Annotated in this window: 17 protein-coding genes; 7 read left to right on the top strand and 10 right to left on the bottom strand. The window is 71.6% G+C overall.

Going from position 1 to position 17,328, the window contains the following annotated elements:
* The first annotated feature begins 67 nt into the window (after window positions 1-67).
* Together ABZU76_RS34660 and ABZU76_RS34665 are read left to right on the top strand one after the other, a co-directional pair.
* A complete protein-coding gene (locus tag ABZU76_RS34660; protein WP_220238946.1) occupies window positions 68-565 on the top strand; it encodes a MarR family transcriptional regulator in 498 nt (165 codons plus the stop codon).
* A gap of 15 nt (window positions 566-580) precedes the next feature.
* Window positions 581-1,024: a hypothetical protein gene (locus ABZU76_RS34665; protein ID WP_354877192.1), complete on the top strand. Its 444-nt coding sequence runs from the start codon at window positions 581-583 to the stop codon at window positions 1,022-1,024.
* Window positions 1,025-1,095: 71 nt separating this feature from the next.
* Here ABZU76_RS34665 and ABZU76_RS34670 read toward each other — a convergent pair whose 3' ends face one another.
* Window positions 1,096-2,790, bottom strand: coding sequence for a helix-turn-helix domain-containing protein (locus ABZU76_RS34670; protein ID WP_354877195.1), 1,695 nt, complete (start codon window positions 2,788-2,790; stop codon window positions 1,096-1,098).
* A gap of 126 nt (window positions 2,791-2,916) precedes the next feature.
* Between ABZU76_RS34670 and ABZU76_RS34675 the strand changes: the two genes are divergently transcribed.
* Together ABZU76_RS34675 and ABZU76_RS34680 are read left to right on the top strand one after the other, a co-directional pair.
* Window positions 2,917-4,569, top strand: coding sequence for an FAD-dependent oxidoreductase (locus ABZU76_RS34675; protein ID WP_354877198.1), 1,653 nt, complete (start codon window positions 2,917-2,919; stop codon window positions 4,567-4,569).
* Window positions 4,570-4,583: 14 nt separating this feature from the next.
* Window positions 4,584-5,051, top strand: a complete 468-nt coding sequence (locus ABZU76_RS34680) for a nuclear transport factor 2 family protein (protein WP_354877201.1) — start codon at window positions 4,584-4,586, stop codon at window positions 5,049-5,051.
* Window positions 5,052-5,096: 45 nt separating this feature from the next.
* On the opposite strand, the gene ABZU76_RS34685 is transcribed toward ABZU76_RS34680, so the two are convergent.
* The gene (locus tag ABZU76_RS34685) at window positions 5,097-5,576 is read right to left on the bottom strand and encodes a DinB family protein (protein ID WP_354877386.1); all 480 of its coding nucleotides are present in this window, start codon (window positions 5,574-5,576) and stop codon (window positions 5,097-5,099) included.
* Window positions 5,577-5,724: 148 nt separating this feature from the next.
* On the opposite strand from ABZU76_RS34685, the gene ABZU76_RS34690 reads away from it, so the two are divergent.
* Both ABZU76_RS34690 and ABZU76_RS34695 read left to right on the top strand, forming a co-directional pair.
* Window positions 5,725-6,678, top strand: a complete 954-nt coding sequence (locus ABZU76_RS34690) for a YafY family protein (RefSeq protein WP_354877204.1) — start codon at window positions 5,725-5,727, stop codon at window positions 6,676-6,678.
* A gap of 29 nt (window positions 6,679-6,707) precedes the next feature.
* A complete protein-coding gene (locus tag ABZU76_RS34695; protein ID WP_354877207.1) occupies window positions 6,708-7,112 on the top strand; it encodes a VOC family protein in 405 nt (134 codons plus the stop codon).
* 6 nt (window positions 7,113-7,118) lie between these two features.
* Here the strand turns inward: ABZU76_RS34695 and ABZU76_RS34700 are convergent, their stop codons facing one another.
* Genes ABZU76_RS34700 through ABZU76_RS34725 form a run of 6 tightly spaced genes read right to left on the bottom strand, consistent with a single transcriptional unit; the run spans window position 7,119 to window position 13,965 of the window.
* A complete protein-coding gene (locus ABZU76_RS34700; RefSeq protein ID WP_354877210.1) occupies window positions 7,119-8,309 on the bottom strand; it encodes an amidohydrolase family protein in 1,191 nt (396 codons plus the stop codon).
* A complete protein-coding gene (locus tag ABZU76_RS34705; protein ID WP_354877213.1) occupies window positions 8,306-10,435 on the bottom strand; it encodes an acetate--CoA ligase family protein in 2,130 nt (709 codons plus the stop codon). Before ABZU76_RS34705 ends, ABZU76_RS34700 begins: the two co-directional genes overlap by 4 nt.
* Entirely contained in the window at window positions 10,432-11,253 is an 822-nt protein-coding gene (locus ABZU76_RS34710) for an enoyl-CoA hydratase-related protein (RefSeq protein ID WP_354877216.1), read from the bottom strand. Before ABZU76_RS34710 ends, ABZU76_RS34705 begins: the two co-directional genes overlap by 4 nt.
* A 36-nt stretch (window positions 11,254-11,289) precedes the next feature.
* Window positions 11,290-12,099, bottom strand: a complete 810-nt coding sequence (locus ABZU76_RS34715) for an amino acid ABC transporter ATP-binding protein (protein ID WP_304504292.1) — start codon at window positions 12,097-12,099, stop codon at window positions 11,290-11,292.
* Window positions 12,083-13,015 carry an amino acid ABC transporter permease gene (locus tag ABZU76_RS34720; RefSeq protein WP_220238935.1) on the bottom strand — a complete coding sequence of 311 codons (933 nt, stop codon included), beginning with the start codon at window positions 13,013-13,015 and terminating at the stop codon, window positions 12,083-12,085. Before ABZU76_RS34720 ends, ABZU76_RS34715 begins: the two co-directional genes overlap by 17 nt.
* Entirely contained in the window at window positions 13,012-13,965 is a 954-nt protein-coding gene (locus ABZU76_RS34725; RefSeq protein ID WP_354877220.1) for a transporter substrate-binding domain-containing protein, read from the bottom strand. Before ABZU76_RS34725 ends, ABZU76_RS34720 begins: the two co-directional genes overlap by 4 nt.
* A gap of 279 nt (window positions 13,966-14,244) precedes the next feature.
* Between ABZU76_RS34725 and ABZU76_RS34730 the strand changes: the two genes are divergently transcribed.
* Complete coding sequence (locus tag ABZU76_RS34730; RefSeq protein WP_220238933.1) at window positions 14,245-14,913, top strand: GntR family transcriptional regulator; 669 nt, start codon at window positions 14,245-14,247, stop codon at window positions 14,911-14,913.
* A 539-nt stretch (window positions 14,914-15,452) separates the two neighbouring features.
* Here the strand turns inward: ABZU76_RS34730 and ABZU76_RS34735 are convergent.
* Complete coding sequence (locus ABZU76_RS34735; RefSeq protein ID WP_354877223.1) at window positions 15,453-16,286, bottom strand: TIM barrel protein; 834 nt, start codon at window positions 16,284-16,286, stop codon at window positions 15,453-15,455.
* Complete coding sequence (locus ABZU76_RS34740) at window positions 16,283-17,164, bottom strand: NAD(P)-dependent oxidoreductase (RefSeq protein WP_354877226.1); 882 nt, start codon at window positions 17,162-17,164, stop codon at window positions 16,283-16,285. Before ABZU76_RS34740 ends, ABZU76_RS34735 begins: the two co-directional genes overlap by 4 nt.
* Between the last annotated feature and the right edge of the window lie 164 nt (window positions 17,165-17,328).

A 17,328-nucleotide genomic window follows, 5' to 3' on the forward strand; every position in this document is an offset into this window, starting at 1 on the left:
CACCACTAAGCAACTTCGACAGATCGCTGACGTACCTCACGGCTAAGCCACCCATTAGGCTGACGTCATGGCCGACCACGTGGACTCCGTGCTCGCGCAGTGGGCTGCGCAGCGTCCGGACCTCGACGTGTCCCCGATGGCCGTGATCGGCCGGCTGAAGCGGGTGTCCCGCCTGATCGACACCGAGCTGGCCCGCACGTTCGCCAAGCACGGCCTCGACGCGGCGTCGTTCGACGTGCTCGCCACGCTGCGCCGCAGCGACCCGCCCCACCGCCTGACGCCGACCGAGCTCATGCGCACGGCCATGGTCACCTCCGGCGCCGTGACGCAACGGCTCGACCGGCTCGAAGACCGCGGCCTGATCGCCCGCAGCCGCAGCGAAACCGACGGCCGCGGCATCGTCGTCGCCCTCACCGTCGAAGGGCAGGCGCTGATCGACCGCGCCCTGCCCGACCACCTCGACACGGAACACCGAGTGCTCGACGCCCTCGACCCGCCCGCGCAGGCCGCCCTCGCCGACGCCCTGCGCGTGCTCCTGGAATCCTTCGGCGACCGCACCGGCTGACTCTGGAGGCACCGCGTGAGCTCCGACGACCTGGACCCGTTCCTCGGCGATTGGACGGTCAGCGTCCGGTTCCCCCACGCGCCCGCCGACCAGCCGCCGCCCGTCGCCCGGTCGGTCTTCGAGCGGATCCTCGACGGCCGCTACCTCACGCAGCGCACCGAAGTCCCCGTGCCCGAGGCCCCGGACAGCTACTCCGTCGTGGCCGCCCACGAGGACGGCACGTTCACCCAGCACTACTACGACGCCCGCGGCGTCAGCCGCCTCTACGCGATGACCTTCCGCGACGGCGTGTGGACGCTGCTGCGCGAAGCCGCCGACTTCTCGCCCCTGAACTTCCGCCAGCGCTTCACCGGCACCTTCAGCGCGGACGGCAACCGCATCGACGGCGCGTGGGAGATGGCGATGCCGGGTGAGGACTGGAAGCACGACTTCGAAATGCACTACACGCGGATCACCTGAGCCCCGGCCCGTTCACTCCAGCCCGCTCACACCAGGCCCGCTCACACCGGGCCCGCTCACACCAGGCCCGCTCACTCCAGGCCGTAGCGCCGCAGCTTGCGGTACAGCGTCGCGCGGCCGATCCCGAGTAGCGCGGCCGCCCGCACGCGATTGCCGTTCGCAGTGCGCAACGCGTCGGAGATGGCCAGGCGTTCGGCCTTCTCCAGCTCCGTCAGGCTCGGGTGCGCCGGTGAGGACCGCAGGCGTCCCGGCAGATGGCGTGCGCTGACGGTCGGCCCGGCGGCCTCCGCTTCCGCCGCCGCGACCACGGCCTTCAGCTCGACGAGGTTGCCGGGCCAGTCGTGCCGTTGCAGCGTCGACCGCGCGTCCTGGGTGAAGTGCGTGCCACGGCCGAACCGCTGCGCGAGCTCCGGGATGTCGGCCGTTCGCTCGCGCAGGCTGGGCACGAGGATCTCGACCGGTGACCATTCGGTGCGCAGCACGTCCGCGCAGTCCGGCCCGGTGCCGGTCGTGAGCGTCGCGATCACCCGGGCGGGATGCCCGGCGGTCAGGAGGGCGGCGAGCCGCGCGGCCCGGCTCCCCGGCAGGCGCTCGACGTGGCGCAGCAGCACTGCCGGCGCCGCCAGCGCGTCCGCAACTTCCGCCAGCCAGCCCTCGTCGTCGGCGGCCTCGAGGACGACGGGATCACCGAGCGCCGCTCGGGCGACGCCGGTCTTGCCCACACCCGGCTCGCCCAGCAGCAGCACCGGCCGGGTGCCCGCCCGCGCCACCGACCGCTCGAGCGAACGCCAGGCCGGCGACGTACCCGCCAGCCCGGCGTCGGCGAAGAGGGAAAGCCTGGCGCGCCGACGTCCCGGACGCGGCCGCGGCGGCTCGACGAGCACGAGCACGCCCCGGCAGTCACCCGGCAGTGCGGGCCGGAGCCGGACCTTCACGCCGTCGTCGAGGATCAGTTCGGTCGTGGTCAGCCCGCCATCGCGCGCCGCCTCGATCGCACAGGACTCCAGCGTTTCGATGTCGCGGGCTCGCAGCAGCCCGGCGGCGGCGTCGCTGACGAGCCTGGTGCGGCCGTCCAGCACAGCGATCGGGTACCGGCCGGGGCCGGCCCGCAGGTAGGCCTCGAGCAGACGGTGTTCGTGCGCCGACGCGGTGTGCAGCAGCTCCCGCTCGATCGCGCCGGTCGCCGTGGTCGCGAGCGCGTGCAGCACCCGCAACGGCACGTCGAGCTCGCACACCACCGCGACCGCGCCGCTGACCTTCCGCGTGACCGGGTCGGTCACCGGGGCGCCGACGCACACCGTGCTCTGGTACAGCTCGAAAATGTGCTCCGGTCCCCCGACCACGACCGGCCCGCCCGTGTCCAGGACGTGGCTGATCCCGTTGGTCCCCGTGGAGCGTTCCGACAGGTCCGCACCCAGCCGGGTGTCGATCCGGGCGAGGTGGGCGCCCACCGCCTCCTCGTCGGCCCAGCAGCCGACGACCCGCGCGTGGCCGTCGCTGAGCACCACCGCGGCGCCGAGCCCGACGAGGTCACCGGCCAGTTTGGACAGGACCGGGGTCGCGGCGCGGACCAACGGGGTTTCCAGCGGCACCGGCACCTGCGGTACGTGGTCACGCGTGACGTCGAGCTCGGCGAAACTCGAGCGGCGCCAGGCGGCGGACAACCAGGCCGGCAGGTCCTCCGGCAGCCGCCGCTCGGTCAGGAAGACTTCCCTGGCGTGGCGCAGGCGGGCCAGCCCGTCGCGTGTGTCGATCTCGTAGCCCATCCGTTGTCACTCCAGTGTGTTCACGGACCGAACCCCCGGCGCACCCATCATGGGCCACTGGCCGGGCGCCACGGCTGTCCCATTGTGAGACACCCGCGCCGCGCGGGGAAACCGCAAGGTGTGTGCATGACGAAGGATTCAGTCGCCCCGCGAGAGAGCGCCCGGCCCGCGACACTCACGTCCGCGGACGTCGAAGCCGACGTGGTCGTGGTCGGTGGCGGAGGCGCCGGCCTGCCCACCGCGCTGTTCAGCCGGTGGCTGGGCAACGAGGTGGTCCTGCTCGAGAAGGCACCGGAACTCGGCGGCACGGTCAAGAAGGCCGCGTTCTGGTACTGGGTGCCGAACAACGAGCCCATGCGCGCGCTCGGCATCGAGGACCGGTTCGAGGACTTCCTCCGCTACGTCGCGCGCCTGTCCCAGCCGACGCGGTTCGACCCGGCGAGCCCGACGGCCGGGCTCACCGACTGGGAAGCCTCGATGGCCCGCGCGTTCTACGACAGCGCCGGCCCCGCCGCCGAGCTGCTGGCCGAGCACGGCGCGCTCACCTACCGGCATTGCCCGGACGTGCCGGACTACTGGTCGGAACTGCCGGAGGACAAGGCTCCGAAGGGACGCGTGCTGGTGCCGGAAGGCGCCCGGGAATCGATGTCCGACGGCGGCGAAGTCGCAGTCAGGCAGATGTCCGCGGCCGCCGAGCGCGACGGTGTGGACGTGCGCACGGGGCACCGGGTCCAACGGCTCGTCGTGGACGGTGTTCGCGTCGCCGGTGTCGAGGCCACGACCGCCGCCGGGCAGACGGTGCGGGTGCTGGCGCGCAAGGGCGTCGTGTTCGCCACCGGCGGCTTCTCCCACGACGACGAGCTGCGCCGCGACTACCTCGGCGTCCCCGCCTACCCGGGCTGCGCGGCGGTGACCAACGAGGGCGACTTCGTCCGCATCTCCTCGGCGATGGGCACGCAGTTCGCCACCATGAACCACGCCTGGATGTGCCCGGTGCCGCTGGAGAAGACCGGGCGGCCCGACCTGGTCGGCATGTTCTCGGTGGCCGGCGACTCGATGATCCTCGTGAACCGGCGGGGCGAGCGCGTGGCCAACGAGAAGCTGCCCTACAACGAGGCCGCACGGACGTTCTTCCGCTGGGACCCGGCCGCGGGCGAGTACCCGAACCTGGTGCTCGTCCAGGTGTGGGACCAGCGCAGCCAGGACCATTCCGCCAGCGACGAATACGGCCGCCTGATCGTGCCGCCGGGCAGCGACGACTCCCACGTCGTCAAGGCGCGGACGCTCGACGAGCTCACGGTGAAGATCCGCGAGCGGCTCGCGGCCCACGCCGCCGAGACCGGTGGTTTCACCCTCGCCGACGACTTCGCCGAGAACCTGCCCCGGACGATCGACCGGTTCAACCGCTTCGCCGCGAACGGCAAGGACGAGGACTTCACCCGCGGCGAGACCGCGATCCAGCTGGTGTTCAACGGTCCGGTCAAGGAGGAGCCCGGCCGCGAGAACCCGACGATGTGGCCGATCAGCGACACCGGTCCGTACTACGCCGCGCTCGTCACCGGCGGCGTCCTCGACACCAAGGGCGGCCCGCGGACCGACCCGGACGGACGAGTGCTGGACGACCTCGGTGCCCCCATCCCGGGTCTCTTCGGGGTCGGCAACTGCGTGGCCTCGGCTTCTGGCCGCGCTTACTGGGCGGGCGGCGCTACGCTCGGCCCGATCATCGCGTTCGCGTACCGGGCCTCAGGCGCCGTGGACCGCGCCTGGCGGCCCGCCTGAGGGCAGGAGCCGAAATGGCGTTGAGCACGCAGATCATGACCGATGAGCAGCGCAAGTCCGTGGCGCTGGAATACCTCAAAGCCTTCGACCACGGCGGCGTCACGTCGAGCGGCGGCGGCATTCTCGACCTGTTCGCCGTCGACGCGCAGGTCTACTTCCCCAAGTGGGGCACCGCGGACGGCCGCGACGAGATCGGCCGGATGTTCGGCGACGTCGGCGGCACCCTGAAGGCCATCAAGCACCACTACTCCGAGCTGAACTGGATCTTCTCCGGCAGCGACCTCGTCGTCGTCGAAGGCACCAGCCACGGCGAGCACCGCGACGGCCCGTGGCGCGCGGGCGTGCCCGACTGGGCGGCCGGCCGATGGTGCGACGTGTTCGAGATCCGGGACTGGAACATCCACCGCTGCTTCATCTACCTCGATCCGGATTACGCCGGGCAGGACACGGATCGCTATCCGTGGCTCGCTGAAGAGAAGTAGCGCGGCCGGCGGGCGCCCGAGGACGTGGCGCCCGCCGGCGCGCGGTCAGCCCATGCTCTTCGCGCCGTCGAGCGACTCGCGGATGATGTCGGCGTGGCCGGAGTGCTGCGCGGTCTCGGCGATGATGTGCATGAACGCGCGCCGCGCCGACCAGCTCGCGTTCTCCTCGAACCACGGCGCCTTCGGCAACGGCTGGGTCGCGCCCAGGTCGGGCAGCGTGGCGACGAGCTCGTCGGTCTTGGCGGCCACGTCGGCGTAGACGGCCAGCACGCCTTCCAGCGTCTCGCCGGGCAGCAGGGTGAAGTCGTTGGCGCGCTCGGCGAAGTCGGCTTCGGTCATCTCCGCGAAGTCCGGCATGGCCGCCGGGCCCTGCACGATGAACTCCGCCCAGCCGCGTTCCACCGACGTCACGTGCTTGATGAGGCCGCCAAGGCACAGCTCGCTGGCCGTGGTCCGCAGACGGGCCTGGTCATCGGTGAGGTCGCGCGTCGTGAACCGCAGGAAGTGGCGGTGCTTTCCCAGCATCGCCAGCAGGTCCACGCGCTCGCCCGTGGTCACGTCGGTCGTCAGGGTCTCGTTCACGGCTTCGTCCTCTCGTCGGTGTCTGCGTACAAACCTAAGGTAAAACCCATTCCGGCCACTTTGTGACCTCAATAGGAGAGAATCTGGATTCATGGCCAACACGAGCTCGCGAACCCTGCGGTTGCTGTCGCTGCTGCAGACGCACCGGTACTGGCCCGGCCAGGAGCTGGCGGGGCGCCTGGAGGTCTCGATCCGGACGCTGCGCCGCGACGTCGACCGGCTGCGTGAGCTGGGGTATCCCGTCGAGGCGCAGCGCGGTGTCGACGGCGGTTACCAGCTCGCGCCGGGCGCGACGCTGCCGCCGCTGGTGGTCGACGACGAGGAGGCCGTGGCGCTGGCGGTGGGCCTGCAGGCCGCCGCGCAGGGTTCGGTCGAGGGCATCGCGGAGTCGTCGCTGCGCGTACTGGCGAAGGTGGTGCAGGTGATGCCGGCCCGGCTGCGGCGGCGCGTCGACGCGTTGCGCGCGATGACGGTGCCGCTCGGCTGGAACGGCGCGCCCGGCCCCAGCGTCGACCCCGGTGTGCTCACGGCCATCGCACTCGCCTGCCGCGACAGCGAACGGCTGCGGTTCTCCTACACCGCCGCCGGCGGACTGCAGACGGAGCGGCACGTCGAGCCGCTTCGCCTCGTACCGGTGGGCCGCCGCTGGTACCTCGTCGCGTACGACCTCACCCGGCACGACTGGCGCAGCTTCCGCGTCGACCGCCTCAGCGACCCGCACGGCACCGGCGCCCCGTTCCGCCCGCGCGAGCTGCCCGCGACCGACGCCGCCGAGTTCGTCCGCGCCGGGCTCGACAACGTCGCGCGGCCCTACCGGGTGGAGGTCGTCGTCGAGGCGCCGGCCGCCACCGTGCGCGAGCGCATCGGCCAGTGGACCACGGTCGAGGAGCTCGATGCCGGCCGCTGCCGGGTACTGATGACCGCCGACTCGCTGGACTGGCCCACCCTCGCGCTCGGCGTCGTCGGCGCTGAGTTCCAGGTGGTGTCGCCCCCGGAACTGCTGGACCGCGTGCACGAATGGGCAGCGCGCTTCAGCCGGGCGTAGGTATCGTGAGTTCCTCGGGAGGCTGCCATATGGCCACAGTCAGCGTGCGCTACGTCGTGGACGATGTCGATGCCGCGATCGGGTTCTACCGCGACCACCTCGGGTTCAGCGAGGTGATGCACCCCGCCCCGGCCTTCGCGATGCTCGCCCGCGGTGACCTGCGGCTGCTGCTCAGCGCGCCGGGCGGCGGGCCCGGTGGCGGACAGGCCCTGCCGGACGGCCGGGTACCCGAGCCGGGCGGCTGGAACCGATTCGCGCTGGAGGTCGAGGACCTCGACGCCGAGGTCGGTCGGCTGCGCGCGGCCGGGGTGGCGTTCCGCGGCCCGGTCGTCGACGGGGTCGGCGGACGGCAGGTGCTGATCGAAGATCCGTCCGCCAACCCGGTCGAGCTGTTCCAGCCCACCCGCGCCGAAGCTCGCCTCGACGCGGGCTGAACGAAGTCAGCACACCTTCGCGGGCTCCGCCGGCGTCGGGGCCCAGCCCCAGCTGTGCGGCGCCTCGCCCGGCTCCACGACCGTGCCGCCGCGCACGGTGAGCACCGGCACGAACGCGCGGTCCAGGCGCAGCGATGCGCCCACCGCGTCGGACACCGACCAGTCGCCGGAGACGACGTCGAGCACCGACAGGTCGGCCGGGCGCCCGACCTCCAGCCGGCCCGCGCGGTCGGCGATGCCGGCGGCCGCGGCCGGGCCCGCGGTTGCCATGGTGAGCACCTCGGGCACGCTGAAGCCCAGCGCGAGGTAGCGGCTGAGCACCTCGGTGAGGCTGAAGACGATCTCGCCATGGCCGGTGAGCGTCATGTCCGTGCTCACCGCGTGCAGCGGAATCCCCTGGTCCAGCACCCGGCGGGCGACATCGAACGACAGGTTCTTGCAGCCGTGCGCCGAATCGAACAGCACGCCACGCTCGGCCGCGGCCAGCGCTTCGGGCAGCACCACGCCGTCGGCGTCCAGCACGCCACCGGGGTTGGCGGTGTAGACGTGCGTGACGATGTCGCCGGCGTCGAGCAGATCGAGCGTCTCCGGGCCGACGCGCGGGCCGGCCAGGCCGCCGATGTCGCCGACGTGCACCATCAGCGGCACCGCCGCCTCCCGCGCCACCGCGCGAGCGGTCCGGAGCATCTCCAGACCCGGGCCCTGCAACGCGGGCGACACCATGCGCACCTTGATCCCCCGCACCAGGCCGGGGTTCTCGGCCAGCACGCGACGCACGCCGTCGGGGTCGAGGTCGTCGGCGGTGGTCACGTCGGGTTTCACCGCGAGCCCGCGCCGTCCGATGTGGACGAACGGCACGACCCGCGTGCGGCACGACGGCAGCAGCGCCTTGAACTCCGCGAAGTTCTCCGCGCCGGAGCTGCCCGCGTCGACCACCGTCGTGACGCCCGAGAGCACGCCGGCGACGTCCGCGTCCAGGCTGAGCGCGGAGCCGGGCGCGAACACGTGCGTGTGCAGGTCCACGAGCCCCGCCGTGACGAGGCTCCCGGTCACGTCCACCACGCGCGCGGCACCGGCACGATCGAGGTCGGGCCCGATCGCCGTGATGACCGAACCGGTCACGGCCACGTCGAGCCGCCCGGAAAGCCCGGCACCGGCGTCGACGACCTCACCACCGACCAGCAGCAGATCCGTCACTGTCCCGCCTCACTCACGACCAGCAGCCCGTCGAGCGCCACCGCGCGGCCGGCGGTCACCGACACCGGGTTCAGCTCCAGCACGAAGCCCGGCCACGGCAGGTTTTCGACGAACCGGGAGAACCGCACGAGGAACGCCACCGCCTGCGCGCCGGCCTCCTCCAGGGAAAGTCCCTTCGACTTCCCCGTGGTCCGCAGCCGCCGCAGCAATGCCAGAGCCGCGGCTTCGTCCAACGGCGCCAGCGCGAAGCTGACGTCGTCGATCAGCTCCGTCGCCACTCCCCCGGCGCCGCACGACACGACCGGACCGAACACCGGATCGCGGAATCCCGACACGAGCAGCTCCGTGCCGCCGACGGCGGACTGCTGCACGAGCACACCCAGCAGATCCGCGCCCAGGGCTTCGGTGCGCGCCGCGAGTTCGCGGTACGTCTGTTCCGCGGTGGCCCGATCGCCGACGCTCAGGCGCACCAGCCCGACCGCCGCGCGGTGCGTGATCTGCGGCGAGAGCGCTTTCAGCACCACCGGGAAACCGAGTTTCTCCGCCAGCGCACCGGCTTCCTCGGCCGAGTGGGCGGTTTCGCCGCGCAACACGTCGAAGCCCGCCTCCGCCAGCAGCCGGTGCACCTCGTGCTCCGCCACCACGTCACCACTGGACGCGGCGGGCAGCGTGGCCTCGACCACCGGGGTCACCAACCCCGGCGCGGCGGCCAGGATCGCCCGCGAAACCTCGTCGTCCGTCCTGATCGGACCCGTGAGCAAGCCGAGCGTCTCGACCGCCACGCGCTGGTCGTCGAACACGTGCAGACCCGCGTCCGTGTACAGCTTCACGGCCTCGGCCGTCGCCCCGCGCGAGTAGACGGCGACCGCCAGCTCACCCTTGCGGTGCAGGTCGATGACCGGCCCGGCGATGTCCTCGGGGTACACGATCTCGCCCACGCTGAACTGCGTCAGCAGCACGTCGGCTTCCCCGGAAGTAGCCACCGCGTCCAAAGTGGACGACAGCTGCGAGCGCCACTTCTCCTGCACGTAGGCCTCGGGCGTGAGATCGACCGGGTTCTTCGTCGACGCGATCTCCGGCATCGTCGGGGCCAGCGCCGCGCGCGTTTCCGGCGACAGCGCAGGCACTTCCAGCCCGGCCAGCGCACACTGGTCGGACGCCAGCACCCCGGCACCCCCGCCGTGGCCCATGATCACGACCCGACGGCCCCGCAGCGGCGGCAGCCCGGCTCGGCCGTGGAGGTAACCGGCGGTTTCGAGCAGCTGCTCCACGGAATGCACCTGCACGGCACCTTCCGCTTCCAGCAACGCGTCCCACACCCGCGTCTCGCCGGCCAGCGCGCCGGTGTGCGCGGCGATGGCCGCCGCGCTCGCGGCCGAGTGACCGACCTTCAGCACCAGCACCGGCTTGCCGAGCTCGCGGGCCCGGCGCAGCATCTTCGCGAACCGGGCGCCGTCGCGCACGCCTTCCAGGTATGCCAGCACGATCTCGGTGCCCGGGTCCTCGACCACGGTCTCGAGCAGGTCGACGACACCGAGGTCGACCTCGTTGCCCGTGCTGATCATGTACCGGAAGCCGATGCCGGACTCCTGCGACCAGGCGTGCGCGTTGGCCGCGAGCCCGCCGCTCTGGCTGACCATGGCGATGCCGCTGGTCAGCAGCTCGTCAGTGCCGCGCAGCCAGGTCGCGAACGTGCCCGTGAACCCGATCGCCGTGTTCACCACGCCGAGGCAGTTGGGCCCGATCAGCCGCACGCCCGTCGAGCGCACGACCTCGGCCAGCTCGGCCTGCAGCCGCTCGCCCTCGGGGCCGTTCTCGCTGAACCCACCGGCCCACGCGATCGCGCCGGGGATCCCGGCCTCGTGCAGCTCGCGCACGACGCCGGACACGTTGGCCGCGCCGAGGCCGATGATCGCCACGTCGACCTCGGACGGCAGCTCGGCGATGGAGCGGACGGCCGGGTAGCCGGCGACGGTCTCGGCGGTGGGGTGCACCGGGTACACCCCACCGGCGAAGCCGAACTTCCGCATGAGGGCCGCCGCCGTGCCGCCGCGGTTGCCCTGCCGGTCACTGGCCCCGATCACCGCGACCGAACGCGGCGCCAGGATGCGTTGCAGTGGCGTCACTTGCCCTGCCACACGGGTGAGCGGCGCTCGACGAACGCGCGGCTGCCTTCCTTCGAATCGTCGGTGGCGGCGACGTCGCGGTCGAGCTGGCGGGTGTACTCGTCCAGGGCCGGGTTGAGCGACGAGATGCGGTACACGCGCGTCGCGGCCTGCACGGCGCTGGGCGAACCCGCGACGACCATGGCCGCGAGCTCCTCGGCCTTCGCCAGGATCTCGCTCTGCGGCGCGACCTTGTTGACGATGCCCTGGCTGTAGCAGTCCTGCGCGGTCAGCCGGCCGTTGCACAGCGTCAGGAATGCCGCCGTGGCGCGGGGCAGCGCGAGGAACTTCGCCTGCGGCGAGCCGAGACGCCCGACGTTGGTGTGCTGGTCGCCGAGCCACGCGTCGTCGGCCATCACGCGCAGCTGGCACTGCATCACGAGCGTCAGGCCGACGCCGACGGCGAACCCGTTGATCGCGGCGATGAGCGGCTTGTCGAGGTTCGCGTCGTACGGCATGCCGCCACCACCCCAGTAGTAGGCGGGGTTCGACGGGTCCTCGTGCGGCGTCTGCTGGCCCTTCGCCTGGTACTCGGCGAGGAACTTGATGTCGCGCCCGGCGCAGAACGCCTTGCCCTCACCGGTCAGGATGCCGACCCGCACCTCGGGGTCGCGCTGCATGTCGAGCCACACGCGACGCAGCTCGCGGTAGGTGAAGGTGTGCAGGGCGTTGCGCACCTCGGGCCGGTTGATCGTGACGTACGCGACGTGGCCCTTCTTCTCGTACTTCACGAACTCAAGGTCGTTCGGCATGGTCGACGGGTCGTAGGTGCCGGGCATCGGCGCGGATCTCCTCTGGTTGCAGGGAAAGCAGGGTTACAGCTGACGCAGGAACGCACGGGCTCGGTCCGTGCGCGGGTTGTCGAAGAACTCGGCGGGCGGCCCGGCCTCGACGACCTTGCCGTCGGCCAGGAACACCACCTGATCGCCCACTTCACGGGCGAAGCGCATTTCGTGCGTGACCACGACCATCGTCATGCCGTCGGCGGCGAGCTCGCGCATCACGCGCAGCACCTCGCCGACGAGCTCGGGGTCGAGCGCCGAGGTCGGCTCGTCGAACAGCATCACGTCGGGCCGCTGCATGAGCGCCCGCGCGATCGCCACGCGCTGCTGCTGCCCACCGGACAGCTGCACCGGGTGGGCGTGGGCGCGGTGCTTGAGGCCGACGCGCTCGAGGATCGCCAGCCCGCGTTCCTCGGCCTCCTCGCGTTCGAGCTCGCCGTGCAGCAGCGGCGCGAGTGTGAGGTTGCCGAGCGCGGTGAGGTGCGGGAACAGCTCGAAGTGCTGGAACACCACGCCGAAGCGGCGCCGCTGTTCGAGCAGCTTCTTGCGCGGCATGTCGTGCAGCTTGCCGCCGCGCACCACGCGCCCGATGATCTCGCCGTCGAGCAGCACGTGGCCTTCGTCGGGGGTGAGCAACCCGTTGATGCACCGCAGGAGCGTGCTCTTGCCGGAGCCGGACGGGCCGATCAGGCAGGCGACCTGGCCCTCGCCGAGCGTCACGTCGACGCCGTCGAGGATCTTCGCTTCGCCGTAGCTCTTGCCGACGCCGACGATCTCCAGCAGGTCCGCGCGGGTCTGCTTCACGGGCACCTCGCCTGTCGTGTTCTCATGCGCTGCGAGCACCGGCGTCTCCTTCCGTGGCGATGACCGCGTCGGGCGTGCGGACGCGGCGCCGGTAGGCGCTGGCGCGGCGTTCGAGGTAGCGCTGGCCGACACTGGCGAGGCTGGTCAGCACGAGGTACCAGATCGAGGCGACGAACAGCATTTCCATCGTCGCGAGGTTCTGCGACGCGATCTGCTCGGCGACGCCCAGCACCTCCGTGCCGGCGATGGCGTAGACCAGCGACGTCGACTTGAGCAGCATCACGAACGTGCTCCCGGCGGGCGGGATCATCACCGGGATTGCCTGCGGCAGCACGACTTTGCGTTCGATCTGCCACGTGCTCAGCCCCATCGCCGCGGCCGCTTCGCGCTGCGATTCGGACACCGACTGGGTGCCGGCCCGCACGATCTCGGCCAGGTACGCGCCCTGTTCGAGCGAGAGCGCGACGCCGCCGGCGACCATCGGCACGAGCACCGAGTTCGTCGAGACGGACCAGAGGCTGAGATCGGTGAACGGGAGCCCGATCCCGAGCCGCGGCAGGAAGAGCGCGAAGTTGCCGAAGATCAGGATGAACACGATCAGCGGCACGCTGCGGAAGAACCACACGTACAGCCAGCTCGCCGTGCGCGCCACCGGGTTGCGGCTGACCCGCATGTACCCGACGACGATGCCGATGATCGAGGCCACCACGAACGACACGAGGGCGAGCGCGATCGCGCCGAGCACGCCTTCGAGGATCCGCCAGTCGAACAGGTAGCGGCCGATCACCGAGAGGTGGATGTTGTCGTTGTGCAGCAGCGTGTTCAGGATGATCAGCAGCACGACCGCGAGCGCCAGCCAGGAGATGATCCGGCCGACGGGCGAGCGTACGGCGTGCTGCTGCGGGATCGGGTCGGCGCGGGTGAACCGTGGCCCGGGGTGGGTTTCGGTGGTCATTTGGTGGCCTGGTTCAACGTCGCGGTGGGCACCAGCTGGTTCTGCGGCAGACCGAAGCCGGTGAGGATCTTGGCGTAGCTGCCGTCCTTGATCATCGCGTTGACGGCGGCCTGGAACGCGGCGGCGAGCTTCGGCTGGTTCTTGGCGATGGTGAAGCCCTCGTCGCCCTCGTCGATCTGCTCGGCGATCGCGTCGTTGGCCTTGGTGGCCACGAGCTTGCCCTGCGACTGCTGCGCGGTGTAGACGACGGTCGGCGTGGGGATCATGCCGCCGTCGACCCGCCCGGACTGCACGGCGAGCACGATGTCCGCCGTCGCCGAAAGGCCGACCATCTGCGGGGCCGGTTTGCCGCCCTGCGTGCAGTGCTTGACGATGTCGTTGAAGATCGCGACGGTCGCGGCCGCGGCCTTGCCGAGCCCGATCTTCTTGCCGCACACCGCGTCGAGCGTCTCGAACTGCGAAGCCTTGTCGGCCGTCGCCAGGATGCCCTGGAGGTTCTTGAACGCGCCGACGACGTTGGCCTTGGCCATGATGTCGGCGTTGGCCGCGCTGGCCGAGCCGCTGACCACGATCTTGCCCGCCTGCATGGCGGGCAGCTGGTCGGGGTAGAGCACCTGCTGCCAGGCGACCTTCAGGCCCATCATCCCGGCGGCGTGCTCCACGAGCTTCACCACCGCGCCGGTGGGCGTTTTGGTGCCGGTTTCGTACATGGCCATGGGGGCGGCCTGGAAGTTCGCGCCGCCGTTGATCGTGCCGGCCGCCGCGATGTCGGCGGGGACGAGCGCCTTGACCGCGGGGTCGACCGCCGCGGGGGCGACGGCCGCCGCGGCCGGCTGGCTCGCGGCGGCGGACCCGGCCGGAGCACCGACCGGGGTGTCCGTGTTCGAGCAGCCGCTCAGTGCGGTCGCCACGGCGACGCCTGCGGCCAGCGAAAGCACCAGCTTCTTCATGGGGACTCCTCAGTCCAACTGCACTGTTGAGCTGCCTGTCGAGCAGCGCTCACAGTGCCCCACTGGTCCGGTCGAGTCAAGTACTTGACTGACCAAACTTGTATGACAAGTATTTCTGCAGAGCCGGACTTGCCGTACCTCGTCCGGGTGGATCAGTGCGCGCTCGCCTACACTGGGAGCGCTGTCGTTTCCCGGCCCGACCTGGCCGGGACGTGGGGCTGCGGCGCCGGTGCAGGGGGCGGCGGGCACACGAGGGATCAACCACAGGAGGTGCCAGCGGTGTCGTCGGTACTCGGATCGCCGTCATTGACCGAGTCGCTCAGCGACGCACTTCGCCAGCAGATCATCCGCGGCGAGGTCGCTCCCGGTCTCCGGCTCACGGAGGCGTGGGTGGCGAGCCGGTTCGACGTCGCGCGTCCCACGGCCAAGGCCGGCCTCGACCGGCTGGTCGCCGAAGGTCTGCTCCGCCGCGGCCCCCGGCGTAGCTCGATCGTGCCGCAGCTGTCCACTGAGGACATCCGCGACATCTACTTCAGCCGCGAGCCCGTGGAAACCCTCGCGGTGCGCACGCTCGCGGAGGCCAAGAACGTGCCCGCCGACGCCCAGCAGGCGCTCAACATGATGCGCCTGGCCGCCGAGCAGTCGCTGCACTCCGACCACACCGAGGCCGACGTCGCGTTCCACCGCGCTCTCGTCGCGGCCGCCGGCAGTCCCCGCCTGCAGCGCATGCACGGCACCGTGATGGGCGAGGCGCAGCTCTGCATCGCCCAGGTCCGCCGCACCGCCTCCACCGACCTCGTCGAGCTCACGGCCCGCCACGCGGCCATCATCGAGGCCATCCGCGAGGGCGACGGGTCCATCGCGGAAGAAGCGATGCGCGCCGACCTGCACGGCTGCCGCGACATGCTGCTCGCCGACGCGGCGAAACGCGCGGGGGTCGCCGTCTGACGGCGTGTCTCCGCCGGCGGTGCGAATCGCTGCCGGGTTGGTCTCGACCGCCGCTGCCAGTGGAGTAGCCGGCGGGTAGTGGCACGTCATCACACAGCCCGGTTCTCCCGCGGGCGACCGGACTTGAAGCGCGCCCACTCGCCGCGAGCGGCACGAGTTCACCCACCAGAGCCGGCGTCGGCCGGCCCGCGGCACTGGCCGACGCCTCACCACCGCCGACGGCTGAACCGATCGCCGCGATGCCGCCACCACAGCCTGGCCGCACGCGCCCTTGGTCGCGGTCACCCGTCCGCTACGACCGGCATGCGCTCGCACGCCACCGCGCGAATCCAGACCACAGCACCGGCCAAAACCTCGCCAGCGCCGGCCGAAACGACCGCCGCGATGCCACCACCACAACCTGGCCGCACGCGCCTCTTAGGCGTGCGGCCGTCCGGGTCGCCGCGACCGGCACACGGTCGCACGCCACCGCGCGGCGAAGCCAGGTCGCCGTCACCAGCCGGCTGCCCAAGCCCGCCGGCGCTGCGGCCTGGCCACGGTCACCAGCCCAAGCGGGGAACTCCCTCAAGCCACGCCAGGGATTCCTCCGTCGGCACCGTCGGTTTGTATTCGCACGCCACGTTGCCGCGGTAGCCCGCCTGCCAGAGGCGCTCGAGCACGCCCGCGAAGTCGACTTCGCCGGTGCCCGGTTGGCCGCGGCCGGGGGCGTCGGCGAGCTGGACGTGGGTGATGAGCGGGGCGTGGGTGTCGATGACCTGCTCGAGGTCGTCGCCGCTGGTGGTGAGGTGGAAGGTGTCGAAGAGCAGGCCGATGGTGTCCGCGCCGGTGTCGGTGCGGGCCTGCTCGACGACGCGCGCGCCGTCGGCGGCGGTGGTGAGGGGGTAGGCGCCGTTGAGGCCGCGGCCGAGAGGTTCGACCAGGACGGTGCCGCCGACCCTGCCGAGGCGCTGGGTCGCGGTGGCGAGCTGTTCGCGGGCGACGGCGTCCTCCTCAGCGGGGTCACCGCCGTCGGCGCGTTGGCCGTAGAGGGCGTTGAAGGCCGGGCAGCCGGTGCGCTCGGCGATGGCCACGACGAGGTCGAGGTTGGCCGCGAACTCCTCGCGCCGCGCGGGGTTGGAGACGATGCCGCGTTCGCCGCCGGGCATATCGCCGGCGAAGAGGTTGAGACCGGCCAGCTGGACGCCCGCGTCGGAGATCGCGGCCACGAACTCGTCGACGTCCACCGCGGAAGGCACCGCCGAGGGCCACGGCCACCACGTCTCCACGGCAGTGAACCCGGCACTCGCCGCGCGCGCGAAGCGTTGCAGGTAAGGGACTTCCGCGAACAACAGCGAGACGTTCGCGACGAGCCGCAGCTTTCCGTCCTCCGTCATCGGGCGCTCCACTTCTCGACGCCGGACAGCGCGGCCACCTGCGTCAGCAACGCGGAGTGATCCAGTCCACCGGATCCGGTGGCGCGCAGCGATGCCATCAGCTCCCCCACGAGCGCGCCGGCCGGCGAGAACACGCCGTTCGACCGGGCGGCCGCGCGGTAGATCTCCAGGTCCTTGTGGTGCAGGTCCACGCGGAAGCCGGGCTCGAACTTCCCGGCCAGCATCGCCTCACCCTTGCGCGCCAGCACGGTGCTGCCGGCGAGGCCGCCGCCGAGGACGTCGACCGCGGGCGCGAGGTCCACGCCGTGCGTCTCCAGGAACACGAGCGCCTCGGACACGAGCTGCAGCGTCCCCGCGACGAGCAGCTGGTTCGCCGCCTTCACCGTCTGGCCGCTGCCGGGGCCGCCGACGAGCACGATCGTCGTGCCCATCGCCTCGAGCACCGGCCGCGCGCGCTCCAGCGTCTCGGGCGCGCCGCCGACCATGATCGACAGCTTCGCTTCCTTCGCGCCGGCCTCGCCGCCGCTCACGGGCGCGTCGAGCATCGGCATCGACACCTCCGCGGCGCGTTCGTGCAGCTCACGTGCGACGTCCGGGCGGATCGTGCTCATGTCGACCAGCAGCGTGCCGGCGGCGGCCGCCTTGAAGACGTCGGCGTACACGGCCTGCACGTCGGGGCTGTCCGGCAGCACCGTGACCACGACGTCGGCGCCGGAAACGGCTTCGGCGAGCGACGGGGCGAGCGCGCCACCGCCCTCGGTCAGCGGACGGCCTCTGTCCGCGGTACGGGTGAAGCCCACGACGTCGAAGCCCGCTTTGACGAGGTTGAGCGACATCGGGAGGCCCATGACTCCCAGGCCGACGACCGCGATCCGCACTCTGTCTCCCTCCGATGGGCGCCCTGGAATGGACGCCGGTTGGACGGGTGACACCTTTCCTCGTGTCCGGCGCGTCGGTCAAGTACTTTTGTCAGGTGAATTTTGTCTAGCAAGATTACCCTGCGAGCGGACACAGTGATACCGCACGAGGAAACGCGGTGATC

It is taken from the genome of Amycolatopsis sp. NPDC005232 (assembly GCF_040607795.1).
Lineage (GTDB): Bacteria > Actinomycetota > Actinomycetes > Mycobacteriales > Pseudonocardiaceae > Amycolatopsis.

What these genes read in the sequence shown, in the direction of transcription:
- ABZU76_RS34660 (WP_220238946.1), top strand. Translation starts at nt 68, where the DNA reads ATGGCCGACCACGTGGACTCCGTGCTCGCGCAGTGGGCTGCGCAGCGT.
- ABZU76_RS34680 (WP_354877201.1), top strand. Translation starts at nt 4,584, where the DNA reads ATGGCGTTGAGCACGCAGATCATGACCGATGAGCAGCGCAAGTCCGTG.
- ABZU76_RS34690 (WP_354877204.1), top strand. Translation starts at nt 5,725, where the DNA reads ATGGCCAACACGAGCTCGCGAACCCTGCGGTTGCTGTCGCTGCTGCAG.
- ABZU76_RS34685 (WP_354877386.1), bottom strand. Translation starts at nt 5,576, where the DNA reads ATGCTGGGAAAGCACCGCCACTTCCTGCGGTTCACGACGCGCGACCTC.
- ABZU76_RS34670 (WP_354877195.1), bottom strand. Translation starts at nt 2,790, where the DNA reads ATGGGCTACGAGATCGACACACGCGACGGGCTGGCCCGCCTGCGCCAC.
- ABZU76_RS34720 (WP_220238935.1), bottom strand. Translation starts at nt 13,015, where the DNA reads ATGACCACCGAAACCCACCCCGGGCCACGGTTCACCCGCGCCGACCCG.
- ABZU76_RS34675 (WP_354877198.1), top strand. Translation starts at nt 2,917, where the DNA reads ATGACGAAGGATTCAGTCGCCCCGCGAGAGAGCGCCCGGCCCGCGACA.
- ABZU76_RS34710 (WP_354877216.1), bottom strand. Translation starts at nt 11,253, where the DNA reads ATGCCCGGCACCTACGACCCGTCGACCATGCCGAACGACCTTGAGTTC.
- ABZU76_RS34695 (WP_354877207.1), top strand. Translation starts at nt 6,708, where the DNA reads ATGGCCACAGTCAGCGTGCGCTACGTCGTGGACGATGTCGATGCCGCG.
- ABZU76_RS34735 (WP_354877223.1), bottom strand. Translation starts at nt 16,286, where the DNA reads ATGACGGAGGACGGAAAGCTGCGGCTCGTCGCGAACGTCTCGCTGTTG.
- ABZU76_RS34725 (WP_354877220.1), bottom strand. Translation starts at nt 13,965, where the DNA reads ATGAAGAAGCTGGTGCTTTCGCTGGCCGCAGGCGTCGCCGTGGCGACC.